We start from the raw sequence: 26755 nt of genomic DNA, 5'->3' as shown, positions 1-26755 counted from the left end.
GGCAGGCGGATGACGGAATTGTCAGCTGCGCATCAGCCTGCCGTTAGGCGCCCCTGGGTATAACGGAAGGCATCACCGCCCCCCAAGGCTTCTGGTGATGATTTCCCCCGCAAGACTGCTCCACTTCCTGGCGCTCCACGTGCCCCTTTGGAGGAAGAGGAACCCTCGGCGCCCGCAAGGGCGCCTTTTTTTCGTGGAGCCTGGAAGGTTCGATGTCAGAAGCGCTCGTCCCGAATCGCCGGCAGGACCAGCTCGCGGACGAACGAAGCTCCCGAAAGCTGCAACAACGCATCGACCATTCGCACCACATCATGCACTGGAACCTGATGGCCTCCTCCTCGGCGAGCGGCATCCGCCAGGGGCGTGGTCAGCGGATCCTCGGTGTTCAGGTAACCCAGCTGGAGCACGCTCACCGCCAGCCTGCTGTCCCTGAAGCCCTCGCGCAGCGCATCGGCCATGCCATTGAGAGCAAACTTGGAAGCACCGAAGGTCACCTCGGGACGTCCGCTCTGGCGCAAGCCGGATGTCGACCCGGTCAGGATCAGTTGCGGCCGTGGCGAGTCCAGCAGCCTGGGAACCAGGCGCCTGAGCAGGAACAGCGTGGCGGTGATGTTCACGTCGACCAGCCTGCCGATGGACTCGTCGGAATCGCTGAGGAAGCAATAGCCTTCGCTGAAGGCCTCCTCCTCCCAGATGCCGACATTGCAGATCAATACATCCAGCTCGGCAGGCGCCTGCGCTTCGATGGCTGACGCGGCCTCTCCGGCGACCGACAGGTCGGCTTCGATCCACTCGAGCTGGACGCCTTCAACGGCCGCCAATGCATCCGGCCGCCTGCGCGATACGCCCACCACGCTATCGCCCGCCCGTCCCAGGCCTTCGGCCAGCGCGCGGCCCAGCCCCCGGCTCGCGCCCACAATCATGATGTTCATCGAACGTCTCCCCGGCGCCTGCCTGTCCAGTGTGCTTTTGCGCAGGGGCGAATTCGCCACTGCGCAAAGGTTCGGGCCGGACTCTAAAACCTCAACCTAGCCTGAGGTCAATAGAAGCAATCGCCCAGAAATGAGCCGGAATCGCTGCGCGGAGTTCGTCGTTCCCTTTGGAGCGATGAATAGGCGGGAAGACTGCCAGTCGCCTCGGCAGCCGGGTGCACGGGCGGACAACCGACAGAGAGCACGTCTCCGACTGCTACGGCCAGGAGCGAGCGGCAGCGCTGCAAGTGACCTCCGAGCGCTGGCGGGGCGACACAGGGGGATCGATCCGTGCGATGCCTGGGGCGGGCATTTCCAGGGCCCCACACCAGGCATCCACCACGGTTACCGCCGATCTTTCGAATCGCGCTCCGGGCGGTCGTTTTTCTCATGGGGCTCTTCGATCACGGGGCCTGGACGCGCAGGATCAGGCTCGTCCTTGCGCACCGGTGTCCTGGGCGGTCTTTCGCCCGGCTTGTCGTGCTCGGCGATCGGCCCCGGCCGCGGCTCGGGTACAATTTCCTCTTTCACGCTGCATCTCCCGGGACAGTACTGCCCCTGTACGCTGGTGGCTCGGGGCACAGGCAGGCGGCCAGAGCCGCTGCCACCCCTGTGCCGGACAGAGCGTCGGAGTGGCGGACGCTCCATCGATGGAAACATCCCGGCCGGGATAGTTCAGAGCATTTCCCGACCGTACATCTGCCCGGCTCGTCAGCGGCCGAGGCCAGTTCCCTCCCGCTGCACCCGGGCATCCTCATCCCGCCGATGCATCCACCGATACAACGCCGGCAGCACCAGCAGCGTCAGCGTGGTCGACGAGAGGATGCCGCCGATCACCACGGTCGCCAGCGGCCGCTGCACTTCCGCACCCGTGCCGGTGGCCAGGGCCATGGGCACGAAGCCCAGCGAGGCCACCAGCGCGGTCATCAGCACAGGGCGCAAGCGGGTCAATGCGCCCTCGCGGATCGCCGCGTCGAGGCCACGCCCCTCCTCCCGCAGGCTGCGGATGAAGGAGATCATCACCAGGCCATTGAGTACCGCCACGCCGGACAGCGCGATGAAACCGACGCCTGCCGAGATCGACAGCGGGATATCCCGCAGCCACAGCGCGACCACGCCACCGGTGAGGGCAAAGGGAATCCCGGTGAAGACCACCAGCCCGTCGCGCACGTTGTTGAACATCATCAGCAGCAACGTGAACACCAGCAACAGCGCCACCGGCACCACGATCTGCAAACGCTGCGCCGCCGACTGCAACTGCTCGAACTGGCCGCCCCAGGTCGTCCAGTAGCCGGCCTGCAGCTTCACCTGCCGCTCGATGTTGCCGCTCGCCTCGGCGACGAACGAACCGATATCCCGCCCGCGCACGTTGGCGCTCACGACCACCAGGCGCTTGCCGTTCTCGCGGCTGACCTGGTTCGGCCCCTGCACCAGTTCCAGGCGTGCCACTTCGCCCAGGGTGATGAAGCCGATGCGCGAATCCGTGGCATTGGCCGGGGCCGGCACCGGGATGAGCATGCGCGACAGGGCGTCGATGTCGCTGCGCAGGCTTTCCGGCAGGCGCACGATCAGGTCGAAGCGGCGGTCGCCCTCGAACAGCGTGCCCGCCTCGCGGCCACCGATGGCCACGGAGACGTTGTCCTGGATGTCGCCGACATTCAGCCCGTAACGCGCGGCACGCTGGCGGTCGATGTTCACGGTGAGCACCGGCAAGCCGCTGGTCTGCTCGACCTTCACCTCGGACGAGCCCTGCACCTGGCGCAGCACGCCGGCGATCTGCTCGGCGGTCTGGTTCAGGACCGCCATGTCGTCGCCGAAGACCTTTACCGCCACGTCGCTGCGCACCCCGGAAATCAGCTCGTTGAAGCGCAGCTGGATCGGTTGCGACAGCTCATAGGCGCTGCCCGGCACGCCATTGGCGGCTTCCTGGATTTCCGCTTCCAGCTGCGCGCGACTCTTCTTCGGATCGGGCCACTGCTCCTTGGGTTTCAACATCACGTAGGCGTCGGAGATATTCGGCGGCATCGGGTCCGAGGCGATCTCCGCGGTGCCGGTGCGGCTGAACATGCGTTGCACCTCCGGCACCTTGACCAGCACCTGGCGCTCCAGGGCCTCCTGCATGGCCACCGATTGCGACAAGCTGGTGCCCGGCGTGCGCAGCGATTGCAGGGCGAAGTCGCCCTCGCCCAGGCTGGGCACGAACTCGCTGCCCATGCGGCTGGCCAGCAGGCCGGAGAGCAGCACCAGCACCGCGGCGCAGGCGAACACCAGCGCGCGGCGCGCCATCACCCAGTCCAGCACCGGTTCATAGGCGCGGCGCGCGCCACGCATGAGCAGGTTTTCCTCTTCCTTCACCTTGCCGCTGATGAACAGCGCGATGGCCGCCGGCACGAAGGTCACCGAGAGGATCATTGCGCCCAGCAACGCCAGCACCACGGTGAAGGCCATCGGGTGGAACATTTTCCCCTCGACGCCGGTGAGGGCGAAGATCGGCAGGTACACCACCATGATGATCAACTGCCCGTAGATCAGCGCGCGGCGCGCCTCCTTCGACGCGGCGAAGACCTCGTGCATCCGCTCGCGGCGGGTCAGCAGGCGGCCGTGGTGCTGCTGTGCGTGGGCCAGGCGGCGGATGGCATTCTCGACGATCACCACGGCGCCATCGACGATGATGCCGAAGTCCAGCGCGCCGAGGCTCATCAGGTTGGCGCTGATGCGGTTGCTGAACATGCCGGTGAAGGTGAACAGCATCGCCAGCGGGATCACCATGGCGGTGATCAACGCCGCGCGGATATTGCCCAGGAACAGGAAGAGTACTGCCACCACCAGGATCGCCCCCTCGGTGAGGTTGCGCTTGACCGTGGCGATGGCCTTGTCGACCAGTTGTGTACGGTCATAGACGGTCACCGCCTTGACCCCGGCCGGCAGCGTGCGGTTGATCTCGTCCAGCTTGGCCGCGGCAGCCTTGGCGACGGTGCGGCTGTTCTCGCCGATCAGCATGAACACCGTGCCGAGCACCACTTCGCGGCCGTCCTCGGTGGCGGCGCCGGTGCGCAGCTCGCGCCCCAGGCCGACCTCGGCGACATTGCGCAGACGGATCGGTGTGCCGTCGACATTGGCCACGACGATGTTGGCGATGTCCTCCAGGCTGCCCACCTGCCCCGGCGCACGCACCAGCAACTGCTCGCCGTTGCGCTCGATGTAGCCGGCGCCGACGTTGGCGTTGTTGCGCTCCAGTGCAGCGATCACGTCCGCCAGGGTCAGCCGGTAGGCCGCCAGCCGGCGGGTATCCGGGGCAACCTGGAACTGCTTGGCGAAGCCGCCGATGGTGTTCACCTCGGCCACACCCGGCACGTTGCGCAGTTGCGGCTTGATCACCCAGTCCTGGATCACCCGCAGATCGGTCGGCGTGTACTCGCTGCCATCCTGCTTGCGCGCGCCCGGCTCGGCCTCGATGGTCCACAGGAAGATCTCGCCCAGGCCGGTGGAGATCGGCCCCATGGCCGACTCGACGCCCTCGGGGAGCTGCTCGCGCGCCTGCTGCAGGCGTTCGTTGACCAGTTGGCGGGCGAAGAACAGGTCGGTACCGTCCTTGAAGATCACCGTCACCTGCGACAGCCCCGAGCGCGAAATCGAGCGCGTCTGCTGCAGGCCCGGCAAGCCGGCCATGGCGGTTTCCACCGGGTAGGTGATGCGCTGCTCGGTCTCCAGCGGCGTGAAGCCCGGAGCAGACGTGTTGACCTGCACCTGTACGTTGGTGATGTCGGGCACCGCGTCGATGGGCAGTTTCTGGTAGCTGGCGATACCCAGGCCGGCCATGCCGAGAACGGCGAGCAGCACCAGGTAGCGCTGCTCGATGGCAAAACGAATGATGCGTTCGAACATGCTGGCGCCCCGTCAGTGAGCGTGGGACGCCGAGCTCTTGCCCAGCTCCGACTTGAGAATGAAGCTGCCTTCGGCCGCCACCTGATCACCCGCCGAGAGTCCCGCCAGCACTTCCACCTGGCCGGCGCTGCGCAGCCCAAGGTTGACCGGGCGCGGGTCGAAGCCTTCGGCGTTGCGCACGAATACGCTCGGCTGGCCTTCCACCTCCTGGACGGCCTGCTCCGGCACCGCGACCGGCACCTGGCGTGCCGAACTGCTGACCCGCACGTTGACGAACAGGCCCGGGCGCCAGGCGCCATCGGGATTGGCCAGGGTCACGCGGGCCACCGCGCTGCGGGTCTGCTCGCCGAGCAGGTTGCCGACGTAACTCACGCGACCGTCGACCTGCATGCCCAGGTCCGCCGCTTCAACCCGTGCCGGCTTGCCCACCTGAACCCGCGCGAGGTCCTGCGGTGCGACACTGAAACTGGCCCAGACCCGCGACAGGTCGGACAGCGTGAACGCCGCCGTGGTCTCGCTGACCACCTCGCCGGGCACCAGGTGCTTCTCCACCACCACGCCGTCGAACGGCGCCCGCAGCTCGTAGCGGTTGCCGCCGGCGCTGGCCGAAACGCCGATCAGGGCGTTGGTCTTCTGCTGCGCATTGGCCAGGGCGATGCGGGCTTCCTCCAGGCCCTGGCGGGCCTGGAGATAATCCTTCTCGGCGGAGATTTTCTCCTGCCACAGCTCGCGTTCGCGTTCGAAGGTCTTGTTCGCCAGGCTCGCCCGGCGCTGGGCGGCGGCCAGCTCGCTGCGCAACTCGGACACCTGCTGGCTGGCGATCACGGCCAGCAGCTCGCCCTTCTTCACGTTCTGCCCGAGCTCAACCGCCACCGACTCCACCACGCCCGGCGTGCGCGGTACGACGTGGGCAGTGCGGTCCTGGTCGAAGCCGATCTCGCCGGGCAGGCTGAATGCCTCATCCAGCGCCTGCGGCCCGGCTGTGACCAGTTGGATGCCGGCTGCCTCGATCTGTGCCGGGGTCAGATGCAGGACTTGCTCTTCGGTTTCGGCTTCCTGGGCGGCGTGATGCTCACCGTCGGCATGGCTCGCCGCTTCGGCATGAAGGGTCGGCGCCAGGCTGTTGTGGTGCTCGCCGTCCGCGTGGGTCGCATCGTCGAGGTGGTTGCCACCGGCCTGTTCGCTGCCCATCCAGGCATAGGCGCTGACGCCCAGCGCAGAGGCGAGCAGCACGGCGGCGGCGAGAGGGGTTTTGTTGATCATGGAAGCTCCGGAAAGTATCCGCCGGCACCGCGCTGTGACGCTGGCACCGCAAGGTGATGGAGGTTGCTGAAGAGGTCGTGGACGCACCAATGCACCAGCAGGCCCGCAGTCGGCGCCGCGGCAGACGGCGTCAGGGTCACCAGCAGCAGGGCGAGCCAGGCGCGGCGAGCCTTAGCGGGCCGCGCCGACATCGCCGTAGACCCGTTCGATACGGCCCCAGGCATCGCTGACCTGGGCCAGCGCGCGCAGGTACTGGTCGCGCGCGGTGATCAGGGTGCGTTGGGCGTCGAGTACTTCGAGGAAGCCGAACTTGCCCATCTCGAAACCGCGAGTGGCGCTTTCCACGGCGGTCTGGGCGGTGGGCAGGATGGTCTGGCGGAAGGCGTTGACCTCGCCCTGGGCGGTGCTCCACTGCTGCCAGGCCTGCTGGGTCTCCTGGCGCAGACGCAGCTCGACGGCGTTGCGCAGGTCACGAGCCTGATCGGCCCGGCGCGACTCGGCGAGGATGTTGCCCTGGTTGCGGTCGAACAGCGGCAAGGGCAGGCTCAGGCCGATCACCGCGATGCGGTCGCGGTTGCCGTCCTCGATTGCCTCCTGGCTGCCCAGGCTGACATCAAGGTCGGGGATCCGCTGGGTCTTCGCCAGACGCACGGCGGCCTCGCCTTCATCGATGCGACTCTGCGCCAGGCGCATCTCGGCGCTGTCGGCCAGACGGCGCAACAGCTCTTCGCTGGAGGGCAGGCCGGGCAGTGAACGGGCTGTCTCGCTGCGCACGCCGGTGAAGTCCGGCGAGGCAAGCCCCATCAGGCTGGCCAGCGCCTGGTTGGCGTCGGCGCGGTCGCGGCGGGCGCGATCCTGCTCCAGGCGCACTTCGGCCAGCTGTACCTGCGCGCGATCGGCCTCGAGCGGCGGGGCCTTGCCGGCGCGGACACGCCCGTCAGCCGCGGCCACTCCACGCCGCGCCAGCTCGACGGACTGCTGTGCCAGCCGTTCACGCTCCTGGGCGCGCAAGGCTGTGAAGAAGGCTGCGATCACCTCGCCGCGCAGCTGGTTGCGCCGCGCCTCCAGGCTCAGCGCGGCGACGGCCTGGCCGCGCTCCGCGAGTTCCACCCGCGCGCCCCGCTTGCCGCCCAGCTCCAGCGGCTGGCTGATGCCCACCGTGGTGGTGCGATTGCGCGATTCGGTGCCTTCCTGCTCCCAGGACAGCGTCGGGTTGCGCAGCAGGCCGGCCTGCTCGCGCAAACCCTGGGCGATGCCGATCTCACGGGCGCTGGCAGCCAGTTCGGGATTGCCATTGGCCGCAGCCTGCAGCGCCTCCTCGATGCCGATCTCTCGGCTTTGCGCCCAGGCAGGCGACTGCCAGAGCAGCAAGGCGAGCAACCCCGCCCATGGAACGAACCCAGTACGTCTTGCAAACACGGCGAACCTCGCACGATGGAGTCAACTTCGACGGCATGCCGTCATTTCCATCGGCGAATCTAGGGGCGCCTCTCTAGCGACAAGGTGACTGGATAATTACAAACATGTAATTGGTCAGCCGGGGAGTTCTCGTTGTATGTATTTAAAAAGGCCTCGCACCTCTTCCAGGTAACTTCAGGAAACAATTCGCGAAATTCCCGGCAGCCCTGCATTCCCCAGAAAACCCTTCAAGAGCAGTCACCTGCAGAACTTCCCCGGTTTTCTGAACAACGCCGAATACAACATCGCCGCGATTGACCCTGAAGTCGCTACAGCTTCTAGACTGCGCGCGCTTTACAGGGCTCGGCGAACTTTCCTGTGTCCCTGGCATTATTTCTCACGCAATTACCGAGTAACTATTGATGAAAATCCTGCTCATCGAGGACGACCACAAGACGGCCGACTATCTGCAACAGGGGCTGAGCGAAAGCGGCTATGTGGTCGACCGCGCCGATAACGGCGTCGATGGCCTGCACCTGGCGCGGCAGTGCGCCTACGACCTGGTCATCCTCGATGTGAACCTGCCGCAGATGGATGGCTGGGACGTACTCGCCAGCCTGCGCCAGCACAGCGATATCCGCGTGATGATGCTCACTGCCCGCGGCCGCCTCACCGAGCGGGTGAAAGGCTTCGACCTGGGCGCCGACGACTACCTGCTCAAGCCCTTCGAATTCCCCGAACTGCTCGCCCGCGTGCGCTCGCTGATGCGCCGCAGCGAACGCATCGACCAGCCCCAGGTGCTGGAGATCGGCGGGCTGGAACTTGACCCCGGCCGCCACCGCGCCTACCGCGACAGCCGCCGAATAGACCTGACCAGCAAGGAGTTCGCCCTGCTGCACCTGCTGATGAGCCGCAGCGGCGAGGTGCTCTCGCGCACGCAGATCATCTCGCTGGTCTGGGACATGAACTTCGACTGCGATACCAACGTGGTGGAAGTCACCATCCGCCGCCTGCGGGCGAAGATCGACGATCCCTTCGCCGACAAGCTGATCCACACCCTGCGCGGGGTCGGCTACGTGCTGGAAGCGCGCGCATGAAGCCGGCCAGCCTGTCGCTGCGCATCGGCCTGTGGGTCGGCGTACTGGGTTCGGTGCTGATAGTCCTGCTGCTTACCCTGGCCTACCTCGCCCTCGACCACCAATTGGACCAGCGCGCCCACCGTGAGCTGGAAGACAAGCTCGGGCAGTTGCGTCACGCGCTGGACGCAGACCCCGGCCTCGCTGCCCTGCCCTTGCGCGGCCATGCCCTGCAGGACCAGCTGATGGGCCACGACAACCTGAGCGCCGCGCTGCTCGACGAGCAACGCGGGCAGCCGCCGCGATTCAGCAGCGGGCCGCCCCGCGACGCAGCGGCGCTCGATGAGTTCGCCGGCAGTGGCCGCGCCTTCGGCTGGACCTCGGCGGACGGTCGCCGCCTGCTGACCGAGCGGGGCCTGGTCCGCTTGCGCGACGGCAATACCCTGCGGGTGTTCCTGACCCTGGATCGGCGCGACGACGATGCCCTGCTCGGCGCCTTCCTGCGCTCGGCCTGGCTGGCGGTACCACCGCTGCTGCTGCTCATTGCCCTGGGTGCGCGCCTGGTGGCCAAGCGCGGCCTGCAGCCCTTGCGGCAGTTCGGCCAGGTGGCCTCGCTGATCACCACCCAGGACCTCAGCCACCGCATTCCCGTGCAGGACCTGCCACGGGAGCTGGGCAAGGCTGCGCGGGCGCTGAACCTGATGCTGCATCGGCTGGATGGCGGCGTGCAGCAGCTCACCCAGTTCTCCGACGACATCGCCCACGAGCTGCGCTCGCCCATCGGCAACCTGCTGGGCAAGGCACAGGTGACGCTGTCGCGGCCGCGGGAAAAGGACGAGTACGAAGCGGTGCTGGCCGCCAGTACCGAAGAGCTGGAACGGGTCGGCCGGATCGTCAGCGACATGCTGTTCCTCGCCCAGGTCAGCCACCCGCGCGCGCTGCTGCCGCAGGAGGCGGTGCAGCTGGAGGAGGAAGCGGCGAAGGTCGCCGAGCTGTTCGATTTCAGCGCGGAGGAAAGGTCGTTGCGCATCGCCATCGAGGGGCATGGGCAGGTCGTGGGCGATCGCCTGATGATCCAGCGCGCCATTTCCAACCTGCTCTCCAACGCGATCCGCCACACGCCCGAGGGCGAATGCATCAGCGTGCAAGTGCGGGACGATGGCGCAACCGTGACGCTAGCGGTGCAGAACCCCGGAACGGGCATTGCCGCCGAGCACCTGCCGCACCTGTTCGAGCGCTTCTACCGGGTGGACAAGGGCCGCTCGCGAGCGCAGGGCGGCACGGGCCTGGGGCTGGCCATCGTGCGCTCGATCATGGAGCTGCACCTGGGTGCCGCCAGCGCGCAGAGTTCGGAGGAAGGGCCGACGCGCTTCCTCCTGAAATTCCCCGCTTCGCCGGACTGAATCAGCGGGTAGCGCGGCAGGCGACGCGCTCGGTGCGGTACTCGATGGCCTGCTCCTCGCCGGAGGAATCCTTGTAGCGCAGTTGCACCGGGACCACGCCACAGTCGGTGCTCATCGGCGTCACCGCCACGACTTCGGCGATGTCCAGGTTCATCCCGTAGGTGTACTGCTTTGCCTCGGCGATCTGCATCGGCGACGGGGCGCCCTCGCGAGCCTGCATGGCCTGCTGGCGGGCCTGCTCCATGCGGGCGAAGGTGATGTCACCGCCACCGTCGGCCAGCGCCAGGGAGGAAGTGCCCAGCAGGGCGGCAATCAGGAAGAAGCGGGAGAGTTGCATGGCAGTCACCTCATGGGTGGTTGAAAGTGACTCCACCTTACGAAGCCGCCGCTAACGGGAAGCTGAGGCAAGGATGACGATTCGGTTATCCGGCGCACGGACTGCCCCGGCAGTGCAGGCATTTTCCCACCACTCATCCGTGCATTTTCCCAGCGGTGAACTCTCGGCATCCGACGACTGTCTGTGTGCTGTCGGCCCCCCGGGTGGGTTTCCTGGCCATTGGCCACCCGGCCAGTTCTGAATAAATTGCCCGGCCGGCGTTTTCGCTCCCGCAAGGCGGGTTTCGTTCCAAGTCATGTGAAGATTGCCCATGTCCCTATCGCGTCGCTTCCCCGCACGAGTTTCTCCCCTCCAGACCCGCGCCCTCGGTGCCTGCCTGTTTGCCGGCCTGCTGGCAGCCGGTGCTCCGGCCCAGGCCGAGGAGCCCGCCAGCAACGCGCGCTGGGTGAACGACAGCCTGAGCACCTATGTGCGCAGCGGCCCCACCGATGGTTATCGCATCGTTGGCACCCTCACCTCCGGGCAGAAGGTCCAATTGGTCAGCACCTCCGGCGACTACAGCCAGGTGCGCAGCGACAGCGGCAACAGCGTGTGGATCGCCAGCAAGGACCTGCAGGAAAAGCCCGGCCAGGCCGAACGCCTGCCGGCGCTGGAGCAGAAGGTCACCGAGCTGACCACGCAATTGCAGACCATCGACGACAGCTGGAAGAACCGTGTCCAGGGCATGCAGGAAACCCTGGATGCGCGCAAGAAGCTCATCGACGAACTTCAGGCTGCACGCACCGTACTGGATAGCGAACTGAACGAAGCCCGCTCGCAACTGCGCGATGCCCAGGCGCAACTGGGCGACGAGAACAAGCAGGTGCTGATGCGCTACATGGCCTACGGCGGCAGCATCGCCGGCGCCGGCCTGCTCGCCGGGCTGATCCTGCCGACCATGCTGCGCGTGCGGCGCAAGCGCAGCACCGAGTGGGTCTGACGCCTCAGTCGATCAGCAATTCGTACTGCCGATAGCCCAGGGCGTCGCTGCCCCGTGGCTGGAACCCGGCGCGCTCATACAAGCGCCGCGCCGGGTTGTCGGGGCGCACACTGAGCTTGAGTCGCGTGTAGCCTTCCTGCCGGGCATCCTCGATGTAGCGCTGCAACAACGCTGCACCGACGCCCCTGCCCCGCCAAGCCGTGCTGACCCCCAGGGTGCAAAGTTCCGCGCTGCCATCTTCCGGCATCCAAAAGCTATAGCCCACGCTTTCGCCGGCGTGCTCGGCAATGGTCAGATGCTCGAAGTACTCGAGCCAGCGCGCCAGATGCCGGTCGAAGCCTTCCCTCCAGCGTGCCTCGTGGGCGGGCTCCCACTGACGGATATAGGCCTCTTCGCCGCGCTGGACGTAGGGGACATCTGTCAGGCGGGCGGGGCGGAGCGTAAGGGTCATTGCGGGCGTCCTTGTCCGGTGAGCTGCCAAGATTGAAGCTAACGGCTACCCGAGGCCAATGCCGAGGACTCACTTCGTCGACGAAGGCAGCGATGCATCCAATTGCTCACGTGCCTGGGTCTCGAAATTTTCCAACTTGCGCACCGCTTCCGCCCGGGCATCCAGCAGTTCCCCAATACGCCTGTCGTAATCCGCCTTCACATTAATCATCTCCGTGACGATGGTGTTTTCCCAGATCGCCCCGGCCAGGTTGTTGTTGGCGCGACTACGCTCGTAGCGCAACCATCTGAGCCGCTCATCGCACTTCTCGCGCAAATCCTCGATGGTCTGATCGACCTCCCGTATGAGATTTCTCATCCGGGTCACCTGACTGACGTACTGCATCTGCAGCGTCGAGTTTACGACAGAGCGGTTGGCCTGTTTCTGCTGGGCGACGTCTTCCTCGCTCGGCTGCCAGGCATTGGGGATGACCTGAATATCATCGGTGCCACAAGGGGTCTGGGCAAAGACCGGCCGACCTTCCACGGTGCACTTGTAAATCTCGGCCTGCGCGGTGTTGAAACCCAGCGCGGCCAGCAGGACCACGACGAATGGGAAGCGCATGACGCAATGCTCCTGACCACTCCATTGGTATGCCTGAGAACAGGACCCTTGGGATTGCCATCAGATTGACATGCACTGTTGCCGCAAGTTTTCCAGCGCTCTGTAAAGGTTCGGTAAATCCTCGCCAGGCCTGTACTTTGGGAGTCAAACCGGTCTCGAAAGCCAAACGGACTGGACCGGCGCCAGGAGAGCCAGGCTTAAGGCGGAGCCCGCCTCACGCCACCGCGCTCTCCACTCCTGCGTCGAGGTCCACCAGCAATTCGATCATTGCCCGCGCCGCTGCCGAGAGGCGGTCGCCGCTGCGGGTGACGATGCCGCAACGGGCCTGGAGAATATCGACGTTGTTGGGCAGGTTGCGGAAGTGCAGGCGCACCAGTTCGCCGCGCGCCATGGGCTCGCTCAGCGCCTCCTCCACGGCGATGCCGATGGCGTCGGTCTGGCTGACGATGCGCACCAGCGAGGCCATGTCCTCGCACTGCACATTGGTGGTGATGTCGATCTTCCCGCTGAGGTTGGCGAGCATCTTCCGCGCGCTGGGGGGGATCAGCGTGGCAGCCAGCGGGTAGGCAAACATGTCGTTGGTGGAGAGACTTTCCTTGGCCAGCAGCGGATGCCCCTGGCGGCAGAAGAATAGGCCGCTGCGCGGCTTCAGCGCGCGGGTCTGGAAGTTCGGGTCGGCTTCGAAATGGCGGATGTCGGCGACGAAGAATTCGATCTCCTCGCGGCTCAGGCTGCGCGCCAGGCGCTCCCAGTTGTCCACGCCGAACTGGATGTGGATGCGCGGGTAGCGCTGGACGAAGCGCGACACCGCGTCGGACACCAGCTTCTGTGCAGGCGCCGGCCCGCTGCCGAAGCGCAACTCGCCCGAATCCAGCTTGTTCAGCCTCGCGACCGCATGGCTCAGGTTGTTCGCGCCCTGCACCAGGCTCAGCGCGTGCTGCAGCACCACCTGGCCTTCGGGAGTCGGCCGCAGGTCCTTGCTGCCTCGGTCCACCAGGCGGCAGCCCAGCTCCTGCTCCAGGCCCTGGATGCTGCGGCTGAACGCCGGCTGGGTAATGCCCATGGCGTCGGCCGCGCGAACGAAGCTGCGGTGTTCGTTGAGGGCGATGAAGTAGCGGAGTTGGCGCAGATCCATGATGCATTTCCGGCATTGAAAATAGTGGGCAAAGGCATTTGCCGCTCGTTATGCGCTGGTTTTAAATGCAAGCTCTTATTCCGTCAACGAAGAATAAAGCAAACATCTATTCTTTTATGAACTAAGAATATAGCTCAGACCAGGAGTCGCCCGATGTCAGCCTTGCCCCTCCTTTCTTCGCGAATGTGCCTGTCCCGCTGTCGCTGACAGCAGAAGCCGCTTCAACCCCACCGAAAACGTCGTTCGCCACTGCTGCGTGGCGCGGCCCCGTTTTGCCCGCGATTGGCGCCGGCAGATAAGGACACAGCATGATTTCGAGACATTTGCCCTTCCCCTTCAAACTCCACCGGCTGCGCTACGCCATCGTCCTGCTGGCCCTGGGCGGCGCGCTACCGGCATTCGCCGAGGAAGCCGAGGACGGCAGCACCACCGGCGAAACCAGCAAGCCCGTCAGCGCCGCGCCGGCCAAGGCCGATGCCACCCTGGGCAAGGTGACAGTCACCGCCCGCCGCCGCGAGGAGGATTCGCAGAAGGTGCCCACGCCGATCACCGTGGTCGGCGGCGAAACCCTGGAAACCCAGCGCGTCTACAAGGTGCAGGACCTGCAGCAGATCCTGCCCAGTGTGAACGTCGCCTTCATCCACGCGCGGCAGTCGAGCATCGCCGTGCGCGGCATCGGCAACAACCCGGCCAGCGACGGCCTGGAAGGCAGCGCGGGGGTCTACCTGGACAACGTCTACCTGGGCCGCCCAGGCATGGCGGTGTTCGACCTGCTGGACATCGAGCAGCTGGAACTGCTGCGCGGCCCGCAAGGCACCCTGTTCGGCAAGAACACCACGGCCGGCGTGCTGAACATCAGCACCCGCGCCCCGACCTTCAGCCCCGAGCGCAGCGTCGAGGTCTCCGGTGGCCAGGACGGCTACTTCCAGGGCAAGGGCACCGTCTCCGGCGCGCTGACCGACACCCTGGCCGGGCGCGTGTCCGCCTACCGCACCCGCGACGACGGCTACATCAAGAACGTCCATGACGACAACTACCTGAACGGCGGCGAGCGCCAGGGCATCCGCGGGCAACTGCTGTTCAAGCCCAGCGAGGACTTCGACCTGCGCTGGATCAACGACTACAACGAGGAGGATTCGAGCAACGGCAGCATGGTGGTCTATGGCGCCGCCGACCGCTTCTGGCAGCGTGCTGCCGCGGTAGGCGCTTCGCCGATCCGCGATCCGGACCGGCACAAGGTCAACATCAACAGCCGCCAGCACGTCAGCGTGCACCAGGGCGGCAGCTCGGTGGAGGCCAACTGGAACCTCAACGGCGGCTACAAGCTGACCTCCATCAGCGCCTATCGCTACTGGCACTTCACCCCGGCCAACGACGAGCAGCTCAACGTCTCGGCGATCAACAACACCGGCGTGGAAGTCCACGACCGCCAGTTCTCCCAGGAAATCCGCCTGGCCTCGCCCACCGGCGGCTTCTTCGACTACGTGCTGGGCGCCTATGCCTTCAACCAGAACCTGGGCAACAAGACCTTCACCGACTACGGCCCGCTGGCCGACCCGTACCTGCTGGGGGCGAACCTCAACGCCCTGAACAACACCTACTCCAAGGCCAACGGCAAGATCGAGACCGACAGCTTTGCGCTGTTCGCCCAGGGCACCTGGCACCTCACCGACAAGCTGGACTTCACCGCCGGCCTGCGCGGCACCTACGAGGAGAAGGACGCCAAGGTCGAGCGCTTCGACCCGGTCGGTGGCGCGCCGGTAACCGGCGTCGGCGCAGTGGTTCGGCGCAACCAGTTGGGCGCCTACGACTCGGGCGACCTCAGCCTCTACAGCTTCGCGCCCTCGGCCCTGCTGAGCCTGAGCTACCAGTTCACCGATGACCTGCTCGGTTATGCCTCGCTGTCCCACGGCGAGAAGTCCGGGGGCGTGAACCTGGCCGTGGCCAGTGCGCCAACGGCCGGCGCCGACTCCCTGCTGGTCGGCCCGGAGCGCGCCAACGACGCCGAACTGGGGATCAAGACCACCCTGTTCGACAACCGCCTGCAACTCAACACCAACCTCTTCTGGACCGGCATCCATGGCTACCAGGCGACCACGCTGTACCAGCCGCCGGGTTCGACCCAGCTGGTCTCGGTGCTCTCCAACGCCGGCAGCGTGCGTTCGCGCGGCCTGGAATTCGAGGCCACCGCACTGCCCATTCGCGGCCTGACGCTGAACTTCAACGGTTCCTACAACGACGTCACCTACCTGTCGTTCAAGGACGCCCCGTGCCCGGCGGAAATCTCCACCCAGCCCGGCGCGCCCGCCACTTGCGACCTCACCGGGCAACGCGTGGTCGGCGCCTCGAAATGGATCGCCAACCTCAATGGCGAATACGCCTGGAACCTCGACGACGGCATCCGCCCGTACGTGACCGGCAGCTACTCCTACCGCTCCGAGGCCGAGGGCACGCTGGACAACTCCGACCTCTCGAAGATCGACGGCTACGGCCTGGCGAACTTCTCCGTCGGCCTGCGCAAGGACCTCGGCGACGGCCAGCTGGACGCCTCGGTCTGGCTGAAGAACGCCTTCGACAAGGACTACTACCTGGCCGCCTTCGCCAGCATCAACGGCTCCTACACCGCCTCGGTGGGGCAGCCGCGGACCCTGGGCGCGTCGGTCCGTTACGACTTCTGACCCCCATCCGCCGCGCTCCCGGGCGCGGCGCTATTGCCACAGCAAGAGGACGATGAGATGAGCACTGCAGCACAAGCCATTCAGCAAGACCTGGTACACCTGGACATCCACCCGGTAGCCGGCCGCATCGGCGCGGAAATTCGCGGCGTCACGCTTTCCGGCGATCTCGACGCCGCCACCATCGAGGCCATCCAGGCTGCGCTGGTGCAGCACAAGGTGATCTTCTTCCGTGGCCAGACCCAGCTCGACGACCAGGGCCAGGAAGCCTTCGCCAAGCTGCTCGGCGAGCCGGTGGCGCACCCCACCGTGCCGGTACAGGAAGGCACCCATTACCTGCTGGAGCTGGACGGCGCCCAGGGCCGCCGCGCCAACTCCTGGCACACCGACGTGACCTTCGTCGACGCTTATCCCAAGGCGTCGATCCTGCGCAACGTGGTGGCACCGGAGTCTGGCGGCGATACCGTCTGGGCCAATACCGCCACCGCCTACGACGACCTGACGCCGGAGCTGAAGGCGCTGGCCGACTCGCTCTGGGCCGTGCACAGCAACGAATACGACTATGCCAGCGTGCGCCCGAACGTCGACCCGGCGCGCCTGGAGGAATACCGCAAGGTGTTCACCTCCACCGTCTACGAGACCGAGCACCCGGTAGTGCGCGTGCATCCCATCAGCGGCGAGAAGACGCTGCTGCTCGGGCACTTCGTCAAGCGCCTGAAGGGCCTGTCGCAGCACGACTCGGCGCACCTGTTCGCCGTGCTGCAGAGCCACGTCACCCGCCTGGAAAACACCGTGCGCTGGCGCTGGCAGCCGGGCGACGTGGCCATCTGGGACAACCGCGCGACCCAGCACTATGCCGTCGACGACTACGGCACCCAGCCGCGCATCGTGCGCCGCGTGACGCTCAGCGGCGAAGTGCCGGTGGGTATCGATGGGCAACGCAGCCGGACAATCAAGAAGGTTTGAGCCTTTCCCCAAAGCCCCTCACCCCCGCCCTCTCCCAGGGGGAGAGGGAGTAGATCGGCGCAACGGGATGACCCGCTGCATCGGACTGCCCCCTCTCCCTCCGGGAGAGGGTTGGGGTGAGGGAAGCCCCAAACTCAGGATTCTCGAGATGACCCAATCCAACGCCGTACAACAACCCACCCCCGAACCCTTCGCCATCGTCCCCCTCGACGCCCCGCTGGGCGCCGAAGTGCGTGGTCTAGACGCCCGCGAGCCGCTGCCCCCGGAACAGATCCTGGCGATCAAGCAGGCCCACCGCGAGCACCACATCCTGATCTTCAAGAACCAGGACCTGGACGATAAGCAATACCTGCGCTTCGCCACGCTGTTCGGCGCGGTGTTCCAGCCGCCGGCAGATGTGCCCGTGCTGTCCTCCGGTGCAGACGGCAAGGCCCCGGACATCGTCAAGGTGGCCAACACCGAGGACGGTGAACTGGGCAACTTCGCCCTGCCGGCCCACGTCGACCACCAATGGACGCCGGTGCCCTCCTCCGGCTCCTTCCTCTACGCCCTGGAGGTACCCAGGACCGGCGGAGAAACCCAGTTCACCAACCTCGCCCGCGCCTACGAGACACTGGATGAGGCGACCCGCGCCGAGATCGACCCATTGCGCCTGATCAACTACAACCCGTTCATCCGCCTGAAGAGCGGCGGCTACAACGGCACCTTCGTGCGCTACCGCACCCCGGACATCGAGCCCATCCAGGGCACCGAGCATCCACTGGTGCGCACCCATCCGGAAAACGGCAAGCGCGTGCTGTTCCTCTCCGTGCACACCGAGGTTGAAATCCCCGGTGCCGATCCCGTGCAAGGGGCCGCACTGGTCGAGCGGCTGCGCGAACACCTGCAGAAGCCCGAGTTGATCTACAGCCACAAATGGTCGGTGGGCGACATCGTCTGGTGGGACAACCAGGCCGTGCTGCATGGTCGCAACGCCTTCCCGGCCAGCGAGAAGCGCCGTTTGAAGCGCATCAGCCTGTCTGGCAGCCGGCCGTTCTGAGGTTATGTCCGCCCTATGGGGCGGAAATCTCCGCGCAAGGGCTTTTGACCCTGTAGGAGCGAGCTTGCTCGCGAACGGATTACCCGGGCGCTCTGGCATCAGGCAGTTCGCGAGCAAGCTCGCTCCTACAAAAAAACCTGAGATACCCCTGCTGACGGCGCTTTCTATGCTTATGCGAAATCGTTTCTTGTCCTGAATCAGCTATTCCTTTTATAGTTTCGGCAACTCGTCATAACAAGTTATGAACTATGGCCGAACTACTCCCCCTCTCCCCCGTTCCCCTGTACAGCCAGCTGAAGGAAATCCTCCGCACGCGCATCCTCGACGGCACCTATCCGCCGCTCAGCCGCATGCCGTCCGAGGCCGAGTTGGGCAAGGCCTTCGAGGTCAGCCGGATTACCGTGCGCCAGGCGCTGGGCGACCTGCAGAAGGAAGGGCTGATCTTCAAGATTCACGGCAAGGGCACCTTCGTCGCCAAGCCCAAGGCCTTCCAGAACGTCAGCACCCTGCAAGGCCTGGGCGAATCCATGACCCAGCGCGGCTACGAGGTGATCAACCGCCTGCGCAGCTTCAAGACCGTGCCCGCCAACGCCCAGGTTGCCGCCCGTCTGCAGGTCGCCGAGGGCGAGAACGTGGTGCAGATCAAGCGTGCCCGCCTGGTCAACCGCGAGCTGGTGTCGCTGGAAATCACCTGGCTGCCGGAGGCCGTTGGCAAGCGGCTGGAAAAGGCCGACCTGGTCAGCCGCGACATCTTCCTGATCCTGGAAAACGACTGCGCCCTGCCCCTGGGCCATGCCGACCTCGCCATCGACGCCATCCTCGCCGATGCCGAACTGGCCCGCGCGCTGGAGGTGGAAGAAGGCTCGCCGGTGATGCGCATCGAACGCCTGACCCACACCGCCGACGGCGCACCGCTGGACTACGAACACCTTTACTACCGCGGCGACGCCTTCCAGTACCGCCTGCGCATCGACCGCCACAAGGGACAGCACCAATGACCCAGTTCGATCTCTCCCAGATCCCCGAGGATAAGGAACTCGCCTACGACATCGTGGTGATCGGCGGCGGCACCGCCGGCCCCATGGCGGCGATCAAGGCCAAGGAAGCCAACCGCGAGCTGCGCGTGCTGCTGGTGGACAAGGCCAACGTCAAGCGCAGCGGCGCCATCAGCATGGGCATGGACGGGCTGAACAACGCCATCATTCCCGGCCACGCCACGCCTGAGCAGTACACCAAGGAAATCACCGTCGCCAACGATGGCATCGTCAACCAGGCGGCGGTCTACGCCTATGCCACCCACAGCTTCGAGACCCTGCAGCAACTGGACCGCTGGGGCGTGAAGTTCGAGAAGGACGAGGTCGGCGACTACGCGGTGAAGAAGGTCCACCACATGGGCGCCTACGTGCTGCCCATGCCCGAAGGCCACGACATCAAGAAGGTGCTGTACCGCCAGCTCAAGCGCGCCCGCATCGAGATCACCAACCGCCTGGTGGTGACCCGCCTGCTCACCGACGAAGAAGGCGCGGTCAACGGCCTGCTCGGCTTCGACTGCCGTACCGCGCAGTTCCAGGTGATCCGCGCCAAGGCCGTGGTCCTCGCCTGCGGCGCCGCGGGCCGCCTGGGCCTGCCCTCGTCCGGCTACCTGATGGGCACCTACGAGAACCCCACCAATGCCGGCGACGGCTACGCCATGGCCTACCACGCGGGCGCGGAGCTCTCGAACCTGGAGTGCTTCCAGATCAACCCGCTGATCAAGGACTACAACGGCCCGGCCTGCGCCTACGTCACCGGCCCGCTGGGTGGCTATACGGCCAACAGCAAGGGCGAGCGCTTCATCGAGTGCGACTACTGGAGCGGCCAGATGATGTGGGAGTTCCACCAGGAGCTCGAAGGCGGCAACGGCCCGGTATTCCTCAAGCTCGACCACCTGGCCGAGGAAACCATCCAGACCATCGAGGAAATCCTCCACAGCAACGAACGCCCCAGCCGCGGCCAGTTCCACGCCAACCGTGGCACCGACTACCGCCAGCAGATGGTGGAGATGCATATCTCCGAGATCGGTTTCTGCTCCGGCCATTCGGCCTCGGGCGTGTGGGTCAACGAGAAGGCCGAGACCAGCGTCAAGGGCCTGTACTCGGCCGGCGACATGGCTGCCGTGCCGCACAACTACATGCTCGGCGCCTTCACCTACGGCTGGTTCGCCGGGGCCAATGCCGCGCAATACGTGGCCGACCGCGAGTTCAGCGAGGTCGATAGCGCCCAGGTGGAGCGCGAGCGTGAACGCGTCTTCGCCCCTTTGAAGCGCGAGCACGGCCTGCCGCCAGCACAGGTGGAGTACAAGCTGCGGCGCATGGTCAACGACTACCTGCAGCCGCCCAAGGTGACCAGGAAGATGGAGATCGGCCTGCAGCGCTTCGCCGAGATCGCCCGCGACCTCGACCAGCTCAAGGCCAACACCCCCCACGAGCTGATGCGCGCCATGGAAGTCAGCGTGATCCGCGACTGCGCCGAGATGGCCGCCCGCGCCTCGCTGTTCCGTACCGAGAGCCGCTGGGGCCTGTACCACCACCGCGTCGACTACCCGCTGCGCAACGACGCCGACTGGTTCTGCCATGCGCACCTGAAGAAGGGCGACGACGGCGAGATGACCAGCTTCAAGAAGCCCATCGAGCCCTATGTGATCGCGCTCGATGAGGACGAGCAGCAGGCTTACGAGAAACTGCGGGTGAAGAGCGAGGCGGCTTGAGGGGTTTCGGCTGCTCGCAGAGCCCCTCTCCCCCCGGTCTCTCCCGCAAGCGGTAGAGGGAGCTGTCCGGCGCGAGCGGCAACTGGGGATTCAGCCTGCGCGCACAGGAGCCTGCGCCACACCAAACGGAAAAAGAGCAGCCCGGCGGGCTCAGCGCTAACCGCCGGCACGATCAAGCCCCCTCTCCCTTCAGAGGGAGGGCTGGGGAGCGGGTCCCGAGCCCCGCGCCGAACCTTCGACCGAATAACCAGCCCGCCGCCACGACGGCCGGCAAGCAACACGATGAGGACCGCGTGCCATGGCCTACCAGCCCCAAGAAATCTTCTTCCGCTCCAGCGCCCCGGTGACGGTGGACGAGGACAAGTGCATCGCCGACAAGGGCTGCACCGTCTGCGTCGAGGTCTGCCCGATGGACCTGCTGGCGATCAACCCCGCCACCCAGAAGGCCTACATGGCCTTCGACGAATGCTGGTACTGCATGCCCTGCGAGAAGGACTGCCCGACCGGTGCGGTGCGCGTGGAGATTCCGTACCTCCTGCGTTGAGCTCCCGCAACGAAGTTCCCCTGTAGGAGCGAGCTTGCTCGCGAACCAACTCCTGCAGCGGGGCTGTTCGCGAGCAAGCTCGCTCCTACACAAAAGCCATAAGAAACGCCATCCGGCCCCACCGCCGGACGCCTGATGCACCGCCCCTCGTTTCCCACCGCAAGGCCTGCGGCGGAGACGATTCCAACACTCATGATTCGAGGGGAACACCCATGACCTTGCGCACTACCCTGGCCGGCCTCGCGCTCGCCATTGCCAGTATCACCGCCCACGGCGAGACCATCCGCGTCGCCATCGGCACCCAGGACACCACCATCAACTGCGCCGCCGGCGGCCTGTTGATCCGCGAACTCGGCCTGCTCGACAAGTACCTGCCGCACGACGGCAAGTACAAGGACGCGCAGTACGACGTGCAGTGGAAGAACTTCACCAGCGGCGCGCCGCTGACCAACGAGATGCTCGCCGGCAAGCTCGACTTCGGCGCCATGGCCGACTTCCCCGGCTCGCTCAACGGCGTCGCCCACGAGGCGGCCGGCAAGCGCAGCCTGTTCATCAGCGTGCTCTCGGGGAGCATCGAGGGCAGCGGCAACGGCATCGTCGTGCCCGCCTCGTCCAAGGTGCAGTCGCTGGCCGAACTCAAGGGCCAGACCATCTCCGTGCCCTTCGCCTCCACCGCCCACGGCCTGCTGCTGCGCGCCATCGCCGCGCAGGGCTGGGACCCGGAGAAGGACGTCACCATCATCGCGCAACCGCCGGAAGTCGCCGGCTCCGCGCTACAGGCCAACAAGATCGCCGCCCATGCCGACTTCGTGCCCTTCGCCGAGCTGTTCGAGAGCCGGGGCATCGCCCGCAAGATCTACGACGGCTCCCAGGCCAAGGCGCCGACCTTCCACGGTGCGCTGGTGGAAGCCGACTACGCGCAGCAGTACCCGGAAATCGTCGAGGCCTACCTGCGCGCCACCTATGAAGCCAACCAACTGCTGGCGAAAGACCCGGAGAAATACAGCGAACTGATCGAGAAGGTCGCCGGCATTCCCGCCGAAGTGAACTACCTGTTCCACGGCCCGCTCGGCCTGCAGACCCGCGACCTGACCTGGAAGCCCGAATACCGCCAGGCCGTCACCACCGCCATCGACACCCTGAAGCTGCTGAAGAAGGCCGACCGCGGCCTGAACGTCGAGCAGTTCGTCGACGACCGCTACATCCGCGCCGCCTTCAAGGCCTCCGGCGCCGACTACGACGCCGCGCTGAAGAACTACGCGCAGCAGCCGTTGCTGGGTAACGACGTTCTGACCGACAAGCCGATCAGCGATACGCGCAAGGTCGCGCAGATCTGGGTGCGCGGCGAACCGAAGGTGCGCAGCTACGCGACCGCCAGTGAAGCGCTGGGGCAACTGGCCGAGCTGAAGCAGCAAGGCAAGGCCATCCGCGCCGTCTACGCCCAGGCCAGCGACAGCGGCATCAAGCTGCTGGCCAGCCAGGCCTGGTTCGTGCGTGGCAAGGACGGCGCGCTGGACGCCTTCCTGCTGCGCGAACAGGCCGACGCCTTCGCCCGCCAACACGGCGGGGAGGTCGCCGACTTCGCCGCTGCCAGCCAGCAGGCGGTCGCCAGCCGCTGAGGTGCAGCCCCGGTGCCGCGCGCACCGGGGCTCGACGGAGAACGATGATGAACACCACCCCCCTCACCCGCTGGAGCCTGCGCCTGGCCTCGCTGCTGGTCTGCCTGGCGCTGTGGCAGGTGCTCAGCGCGCGCCACGTGAACTTCGGCGTGGTCACCTTCGCCAACGTGCCCGGCCCGCGTGATGTGCTGGAAGCGGCCTGGAACCTGGCGCAATCGAGCAAGCTCGGGCGCCACCTGGGCAGCAGCCTGCTGCGCGTGCTCGCCGGCTACCTGCTGGCCGCCTTCGCCGGTATCGCCCTGGGGTTGCTCATCGGCCGTGGCCGCTGGGCGCGCGACAGCCTGCTGCCGCCGCTGGAAGTGCTGCGGCCGATCCCCGCGGTGGCGTGGATTCCGCTGGCGATCCTGATGTTCCCCAGCTCCGAGCTGTCGATGATCTTCATCACCTTCACCGGCGCACTGTTCCCCATCCTGCTCAACACCATCCACGGCGTGGAAGCGGTGGACCCGCGCCTGCTCGCCTCCGCCCGCAGCCTCGGTGCCGGACGCCTGGCGCTGCTGCGCGAGGTCGTGCTGCCGGGTGCCGCGCCGAGCATCGTCACCGGTCTTGCCATCGGCATGGGCACCTCGTGGTTCTGCCTGGTGACCGCCGAAATGATCTCCGGCCAATGGGGCATCGGCTACTACACCTGGGAGTCCTACACCTTGCAGAACTACCCCGACATCGTCGTCGGCATGCTGCTGATCGGCGTGCTCGGCATGGCCAGCAGCCTGCTGGTGCGCCAGCTCGGCAGCCTCGTCACACCCTGGCAGCGCCAGGCCGGAGGCAAGCCATGAGCCTGCCCGCCAGCGCACCGGGGCGCGTGCGCGTCGACGGCCTGTCGATCCACCTCGGCAGCGGCCGCGACGCCTTCGAGGCCGTGCAGTCCCTGAGCTTCTCCATCGAACCCGGCGAATTCGTCTGCGTACTCGGCCCGTCCGGCTGCGGCAAGTCCACCCTGCTCGGTGCCCTTGCCGGCCACCTGGCGCCCAGCGCCGGCAAACTGGAAGTGGACGCTGGTCCTGTCGCCGGCCCCTCGCCCGAGCGCGGCATGGTGTTCCAGCACCACACCCTGCTGCCCTGGCGGCGCGTGCGCGACAACGTCGCCTTCGGCCTGAAGATGCGCGGCGTGCCCCGCGCGGAACGCCATCGCCAGGCGGATGAAATGCTCCAGCTGGTCGGCCTGAACGGCTTCGCCAATCGCTGGCCGTCGCAGCTCTCCGGCGGCATGCAGCAACGCGTGGAAATCGCCCGTGTGCTGATCAACCAGCCACGCCTGCTGCTGATGGACGAACCCTTCGGCGCCCTCGACGCACAGACGCGGATGATGATGCAGGAACTGCTGCTGGACATCTGGACGCGCCTGCGCACCAGCGTGCTGTTCATCACCCACGACATCGACGAGGCGCTGTTCCTCGCCGACCGCATCCTGGTGATGAGCCCGCGCCCCGGGCGCATCCTCGAAGACATCCGCCTCGACTTCCCGCGCCCACGCCACGCCGACCTGCTCACCAGCCCGGAATTCTCCCGCCTCAAGCGTCACTGCCTGGAACTGCTGCGCCACGAAGACGGCCGCCAGCTGCCGCGCCTGACGCCGCTGGGGCTGCCCACTCCACAACGGATACCGCGATTCGCCATATGACCGACTTCAGCCTGACTACCGATAATCCCGACATCCTCGACCTGCAACCGCGTCTCCAGGATGCCGACGCCGGCGTGCGCCGCATTGCCCTGATCGAACTGGCCGACCTTGAAGACCCTGACGGCCTCCCCTGGCTCGCCCATGCGCTGACCCATGACGCCGCCGCCAACGTGCGTGCCGAAGCCGCGCGCCTGCTGGAAGCCTGGGAAGAGCCCGACGTGGTGGACGCGCTCTGCCAGGCCCTTGCCGACCGCGCCGAGGACGTGCGCGAAGCCGCCGCCCAGAGCCTCAGCGAGCTGAAGACCGCCGAGGCCGGCGTACGCCTGCTGCCCTGGGCAGCGCACAGCGAAATCTTCGTCCGCCGCAGCGCCCTGCGCGCCTTGCGCGAGCTGCGCCTGGAAGCGGCTGCAGAACCGGCACGCGCCGCGCTGCAAGACAGCGATGCCGGCGTGCGCCGCGAAGCCGTGGGCATCCTCGGCTGGCTCAAACGCACCGACGCCCTGCCGCACCTGGCCCGGCTGACCCGCGACGACCCGGACGCCGAGGTCCGCCGCGCCGCCGCCGGCGCCCTTGGCCTGGCCATCGACGCCAGCGTGCTGCCGGCCTTGCAGGCCGCCCTGGCCGATCCGGCGTGGCAAGTGCGCGAGGAAGCCGCCGGCACCCTCGGCAAACTCGCCCAGCCCGAAGCCGGCGAAGCGCTGGTGCAGGCACTCGAAGACGACTTCTGGCAGGTTCGCCTGCGCGCTGCCCGTTCGCTGGGCAAGCTGCGCTACTTGCCGGCGCTGGAAGGGTTGAAGGTCGTGCTCGGCCACGGCATCAGCAACCTGCGCAAGGAAGCCGCGCTGGCCCTGGGCGAACTGGGCAGCGGCGATGCCATCGAGGCACTGCGCAACGCCGAGCAGGACGGCGATCCGGAAGTCCGCAAGGCCGTGCGCATCGCCCTCGCTCAACTGGGACAGAACACATGAACACGCCGGTCGCGCTGCATCGCTCCAGCGCAGACGGCGAACTGCGCATCCGCTGGGACGACGGCGTCGAGCAGTGCATTGCCTTCACTCGCCTGCGCGGCGCCTGCCCCTGTTCGCAATGCCGGGCCGCGCGGCTGCAAGGTCGCATCGAGCTGGTGAAGGCCGGCGTTGTCCTGCAACAGCTGAACCTGCAGGGCTACGGCGTGCAATTGGTGTTCGACGACGGCCATGACCGCGGGATCTACCCGTGGTCGTATCTGCGTGAACTGGGGCGGTCCGCACTCAGCTGATGGCTCGGGTCAGGTGCTCCAGTACCCGCTCCACAGCGCGCTCCAGGCAGCCCTTGAAGAAATGGTCGGCGCCGGTATAGAGAACCACTTCGCGCTGCTGCGGCCGCGCCCAGTCCAGCAGGTTGGCCAGCGGCGCCATTTCGTCCGCCTCGCCGTGCAGCAGCAGGCAGTCGGCCGGCAGCGCCTGTGCTTCGTAGTCGCGGCCGCCGGGGACCGTTCCCACCGGCAAGCCCATCAGCGCGATGGCCTGCGCAGGCGGTGACAGTTCGCTGGCAACGCGGGCGAACACATAGGCACCGAAGGAAAAGCCCACCAGCGCCAACGGCAGGCCGGGGTATTCGCCACGCAGGTGCGCGATCACCGCCAGCATGTCCTGCGCCTCGCCGATGCCTTCGGCGTACTCGCCTTCACTGCCATCCACCCCACGGAAGCTCGGCCGCACGGTCAGCCAGCCGGCGCCGCAGAGCTTGCGCGAAAGGGTCAGCGGCACGCGGTGCCTCGGGCTGCCACCGAGCAAAGGCTGCGGATGGCTGATCAGCGCGATGCCCTGCGGCGGCACACCCGGCCGGTCGATCAGCAATTGCAGCTTGCCCACCGGGCCATCGATCAGTTGCGTGCGGCGCTCTTCTTCGGACATCGACTCTTCTCGCGGGACGGGAACGGAGCGCCGATTGTAGCGCCCCGCCCGCTCACTTCAGCACCACAGCCTTGCAGTGGGCCGCACCC

At 66.6% G+C, this 26755-nt stretch carries 23 protein-coding genes; 14 read left to right on the top strand and 9 right to left on the bottom strand.

Annotated elements, in window-relative coordinates:
• Positions 1-215 precede the first annotated feature (215 nt).
• The 4 genes from LDJ84_RS14650 to LDJ84_RS14635 form a co-directional block, all read right to left on the bottom strand.
• The gene (locus tag LDJ84_RS14650) at positions 216-932 is read right to left on the bottom strand and encodes an SDR family NAD(P)-dependent oxidoreductase (RefSeq protein ID WP_169887618.1); all 717 of its coding nucleotides are present in this window, start codon (positions 930-932) and stop codon (positions 216-218) included.
• A gap of 750 nt (positions 933-1682) precedes the next feature.
• Positions 1683-4856 (bottom strand): CusA/CzcA family heavy metal efflux RND transporter, encoded by a 3174-nt coding sequence (locus LDJ84_RS14645; RefSeq protein ID WP_226046517.1) that lies wholly within the window; start codon positions 4854-4856, stop codon positions 1683-1685.
• A 12-nt stretch (positions 4857-4868) separates the two neighbouring features.
• Complete coding sequence (locus LDJ84_RS14640; RefSeq protein ID WP_226046516.1) at positions 4869-6119, bottom strand: efflux RND transporter periplasmic adaptor subunit; 1251 nt, start codon at positions 6117-6119, stop codon at positions 4869-4871.
• Positions 6120-6290: 171 nt separating this feature from the next.
• The gene (locus LDJ84_RS14635; RefSeq protein ID WP_196913673.1) at positions 6291-7499 is read right to left on the bottom strand and encodes a TolC family protein; all 1209 of its coding nucleotides are present in this window, start codon (positions 7497-7499) and stop codon (positions 6291-6293) included.
• A gap of 440 nt (positions 7500-7939) precedes the next feature.
• Between LDJ84_RS14635 and LDJ84_RS14630 the strand changes: the two genes are divergently transcribed.
• Entirely contained in the window at positions 7940-8614 is a 675-nt protein-coding gene (locus LDJ84_RS14630; protein WP_054909263.1) for a heavy metal response regulator transcription factor, read from the top strand.
• Positions 8611-9996 (top strand): heavy metal sensor histidine kinase, encoded by a 1386-nt coding sequence (locus LDJ84_RS14625; RefSeq protein WP_226046515.1) that lies wholly within the window; start codon positions 8611-8613, stop codon positions 9994-9996. Before LDJ84_RS14630 ends, LDJ84_RS14625 begins: the two co-directional genes overlap by 4 nt.
• A 1-nt stretch (position 9997) precedes the next feature.
• On the opposite strand, the gene LDJ84_RS14620 is transcribed toward LDJ84_RS14625, so the two are convergent.
• Positions 9998-10333 carry a DUF2790 domain-containing protein gene (locus LDJ84_RS14620; RefSeq protein WP_226046514.1) on the bottom strand — a complete coding sequence of 112 codons (336 nt, stop codon included), beginning with the start codon at positions 10331-10333 and terminating at the stop codon, positions 9998-10000.
• A 310-nt stretch (positions 10334-10643) separates the two neighbouring features.
• Here LDJ84_RS14620 and LDJ84_RS14615 point away from each other — a divergent pair, with 310 nt between their 5' ends.
• Positions 10644-11312, top strand: coding sequence for a TIGR04211 family SH3 domain-containing protein (locus tag LDJ84_RS14615; RefSeq protein ID WP_037010253.1), 669 nt, complete (start codon positions 10644-10646; stop codon positions 11310-11312).
• Positions 11313-11316: 4 nt separating this feature from the next.
• Here LDJ84_RS14615 and LDJ84_RS14610 read toward each other — a convergent pair whose 3' ends face one another.
• The 3 genes from LDJ84_RS14610 to LDJ84_RS14600 all read right to left on the bottom strand — a co-directional run bounded on the left by LDJ84_RS14610 (position 11317) and on the right by LDJ84_RS14600 (position 13501).
• Complete coding sequence (locus LDJ84_RS14610; protein ID WP_226046513.1) at positions 11317-11763, bottom strand: GNAT family N-acetyltransferase; 447 nt, start codon at positions 11761-11763, stop codon at positions 11317-11319.
• A gap of 69 nt (positions 11764-11832) precedes the next feature.
• Positions 11833-12366 (bottom strand): DUF4124 domain-containing protein, encoded by a 534-nt coding sequence (locus tag LDJ84_RS14605; protein ID WP_024767023.1) that lies wholly within the window; start codon positions 12364-12366, stop codon positions 11833-11835.
• A gap of 214 nt (positions 12367-12580) precedes the next feature.
• Positions 12581-13501: a LysR family transcriptional regulator gene (locus LDJ84_RS14600; protein ID WP_037010248.1), complete on the bottom strand. Its 921-nt coding sequence runs from the start codon at positions 13499-13501 to the stop codon at positions 12581-12583.
• 308 nt (positions 13502-13809) lie between these two features.
• On the opposite strand from LDJ84_RS14600, the gene LDJ84_RS14595 reads away from it, so the two are divergent.
• From LDJ84_RS14595 to LDJ84_RS14545, 11 genes are all read left to right on the top strand, one after another.
• On the top strand, positions 13810-16179 hold the full coding sequence (locus LDJ84_RS14595; protein WP_024767021.1) for a TonB-dependent receptor: 2370 nt from the start codon (positions 13810-13812) through the stop codon (positions 16177-16179).
• 57 nt (positions 16180-16236) lie between these two features.
• Positions 16237-17142: a TauD/TfdA dioxygenase family protein gene (locus LDJ84_RS14590; protein ID WP_024767020.1), complete on the top strand. Its 906-nt coding sequence runs from the start codon at positions 16237-16239 to the stop codon at positions 17140-17142.
• A gap of 148 nt (positions 17143-17290) precedes the next feature.
• Positions 17291-18181, top strand: coding sequence for a TauD/TfdA dioxygenase family protein (locus LDJ84_RS14585; protein ID WP_084357759.1), 891 nt, complete (start codon positions 17291-17293; stop codon positions 18179-18181).
• A 248-nt stretch (positions 18182-18429) separates the two neighbouring features.
• Positions 18430-19179, top strand: a complete 750-nt coding sequence (locus LDJ84_RS14580; protein ID WP_038803188.1) for a GntR family transcriptional regulator — start codon at positions 18430-18432, stop codon at positions 19177-19179.
• Complete coding sequence (locus LDJ84_RS14575) at positions 19176-20927, top strand: fumarate reductase/succinate dehydrogenase flavoprotein subunit (protein ID WP_084357757.1); 1752 nt, start codon at positions 19176-19178, stop codon at positions 20925-20927. Before LDJ84_RS14580 ends, LDJ84_RS14575 begins: the two co-directional genes overlap by 4 nt.
• Positions 20928-21225: 298 nt before the next feature.
• Complete coding sequence (locus LDJ84_RS14570; RefSeq protein ID WP_024767017.1) at positions 21226-21471, top strand: ferredoxin family protein; 246 nt, start codon at positions 21226-21228, stop codon at positions 21469-21471.
• Positions 21472-21683: 212 nt separating this feature from the next.
• Positions 21684-23090, top strand: coding sequence for an ABC transporter substrate-binding protein (locus LDJ84_RS14565; protein WP_226046512.1), 1407 nt, complete (start codon positions 21684-21686; stop codon positions 23088-23090).
• Positions 23091-23137: 47 nt separating this feature from the next.
• A complete protein-coding gene (locus LDJ84_RS14560; protein ID WP_226046511.1) occupies positions 23138-23926 on the top strand; it encodes an ABC transporter permease in 789 nt (262 codons plus the stop codon).
• Positions 23923-24771: an ABC transporter ATP-binding protein gene (locus tag LDJ84_RS14555; protein ID WP_226046510.1), complete on the top strand. Its 849-nt coding sequence runs from the start codon at positions 23923-23925 to the stop codon at positions 24769-24771. Before LDJ84_RS14560 ends, LDJ84_RS14555 begins: the two co-directional genes overlap by 4 nt.
• A complete protein-coding gene (locus LDJ84_RS14550; protein ID WP_084357754.1) occupies positions 24768-25739 on the top strand; it encodes a HEAT repeat domain-containing protein in 972 nt (323 codons plus the stop codon). The genes LDJ84_RS14555 and LDJ84_RS14550 overlap by 4 nt, the downstream gene beginning before the upstream one ends.
• On the top strand, positions 25736-26029 hold the full coding sequence (locus LDJ84_RS14545; RefSeq protein WP_037010165.1) for a gamma-butyrobetaine hydroxylase-like domain-containing protein: 294 nt from the start codon (positions 25736-25738) through the stop codon (positions 26027-26029). Before LDJ84_RS14550 ends, LDJ84_RS14545 begins: the two co-directional genes overlap by 4 nt.
• Here the strand turns inward: LDJ84_RS14545 and LDJ84_RS14540 are convergent.
• Complete coding sequence (locus LDJ84_RS14540; RefSeq protein WP_084357753.1) at positions 26022-26666, bottom strand: alpha/beta hydrolase; 645 nt, start codon at positions 26664-26666, stop codon at positions 26022-26024. The two genes, LDJ84_RS14545 and LDJ84_RS14540, sit on opposite strands and share 8 nt — an antisense overlap.
• Positions 26667-26755 lie beyond the last annotated feature (89 nt).

This window comes from Pseudomonas sp. HS-18 (assembly GCF_020401845.1).
Classification (GTDB): domain Bacteria; phylum Pseudomonadota; class Gammaproteobacteria; order Pseudomonadales; family Pseudomonadaceae; genus Pseudomonas; species Pseudomonas nitroreducens.
This window is presented reverse-complemented; position numbering and strand designations above follow the sequence as displayed.

Coding starts and splice junctions, on each gene's coding strand:
- LDJ84_RS14540 (WP_084357753.1), bottom strand. CDS start 26,666: ATGTCCGAAGAAGAGCGCCGCACGCAACTGATCGATGGCCCGGTGGGC.
- LDJ84_RS14550 (WP_084357754.1), top strand. CDS start 24,768: ATGACCGACTTCAGCCTGACTACCGATAATCCCGACATCCTCGACCTG.
- LDJ84_RS14615 (WP_037010253.1), top strand. CDS start 10,644: ATGTCCCTATCGCGTCGCTTCCCCGCACGAGTTTCTCCCCTCCAGACC.
- LDJ84_RS14580 (WP_038803188.1), top strand. CDS start 18,430: ATGGCCGAACTACTCCCCCTCTCCCCCGTTCCCCTGTACAGCCAGCTG.
- LDJ84_RS14595 (WP_024767021.1), top strand. CDS start 13,810: ATGATTTCGAGACATTTGCCCTTCCCCTTCAAACTCCACCGGCTGCGC.
- LDJ84_RS14645 (WP_226046517.1), bottom strand. CDS start 4,856: ATGTTCGAACGCATCATTCGTTTTGCCATCGAGCAGCGCTACCTGGTG.
- LDJ84_RS14565 (WP_226046512.1), top strand. CDS start 21,684: ATGACCTTGCGCACTACCCTGGCCGGCCTCGCGCTCGCCATTGCCAGT.
- LDJ84_RS14600 (WP_037010248.1), bottom strand. CDS start 13,501: ATGGATCTGCGCCAACTCCGCTACTTCATCGCCCTCAACGAACACCGC.
- LDJ84_RS14545 (WP_037010165.1), top strand. CDS start 25,736: ATGAACACGCCGGTCGCGCTGCATCGCTCCAGCGCAGACGGCGAACTG.
- LDJ84_RS14620 (WP_226046514.1), bottom strand. CDS start 10,333: ATGCAACTCTCCCGCTTCTTCCTGATTGCCGCCCTGCTGGGCACTTCC.
- LDJ84_RS14640 (WP_226046516.1), bottom strand. CDS start 6,119: ATGATCAACAAAACCCCTCTCGCCGCCGCCGTGCTGCTCGCCTCTGCG.
- LDJ84_RS14575 (WP_084357757.1), top strand. CDS start 19,176: ATGACCCAGTTCGATCTCTCCCAGATCCCCGAGGATAAGGAACTCGCC.
- LDJ84_RS14610 (WP_226046513.1), bottom strand. CDS start 11,763: ATGACCCTTACGCTCCGCCCCGCCCGCCTGACAGATGTCCCCTACGTC.
- LDJ84_RS14555 (WP_226046510.1), top strand. CDS start 23,923: ATGAGCCTGCCCGCCAGCGCACCGGGGCGCGTGCGCGTCGACGGCCTG.
- LDJ84_RS14605 (WP_024767023.1), bottom strand. CDS start 12,366: ATGCGCTTCCCATTCGTCGTGGTCCTGCTGGCCGCGCTGGGTTTCAAC.
- LDJ84_RS14625 (WP_226046515.1), top strand. CDS start 8,611: ATGAAGCCGGCCAGCCTGTCGCTGCGCATCGGCCTGTGGGTCGGCGTA.
- LDJ84_RS14650 (WP_169887618.1), bottom strand. CDS start 932: ATGAACATCATGATTGTGGGCGCGAGCCGGGGGCTGGGCCGCGCGCTG.
- LDJ84_RS14630 (WP_054909263.1), top strand. CDS start 7,940: ATGAAAATCCTGCTCATCGAGGACGACCACAAGACGGCCGACTATCTG.
- LDJ84_RS14570 (WP_024767017.1), top strand. CDS start 21,226: ATGGCCTACCAGCCCCAAGAAATCTTCTTCCGCTCCAGCGCCCCGGTG.
- LDJ84_RS14560 (WP_226046511.1), top strand. CDS start 23,138: ATGAACACCACCCCCCTCACCCGCTGGAGCCTGCGCCTGGCCTCGCTG.
- LDJ84_RS14590 (WP_024767020.1), top strand. CDS start 16,237: ATGAGCACTGCAGCACAAGCCATTCAGCAAGACCTGGTACACCTGGAC.
- LDJ84_RS14585 (WP_084357759.1), top strand. CDS start 17,291: ATGACCCAATCCAACGCCGTACAACAACCCACCCCCGAACCCTTCGCC.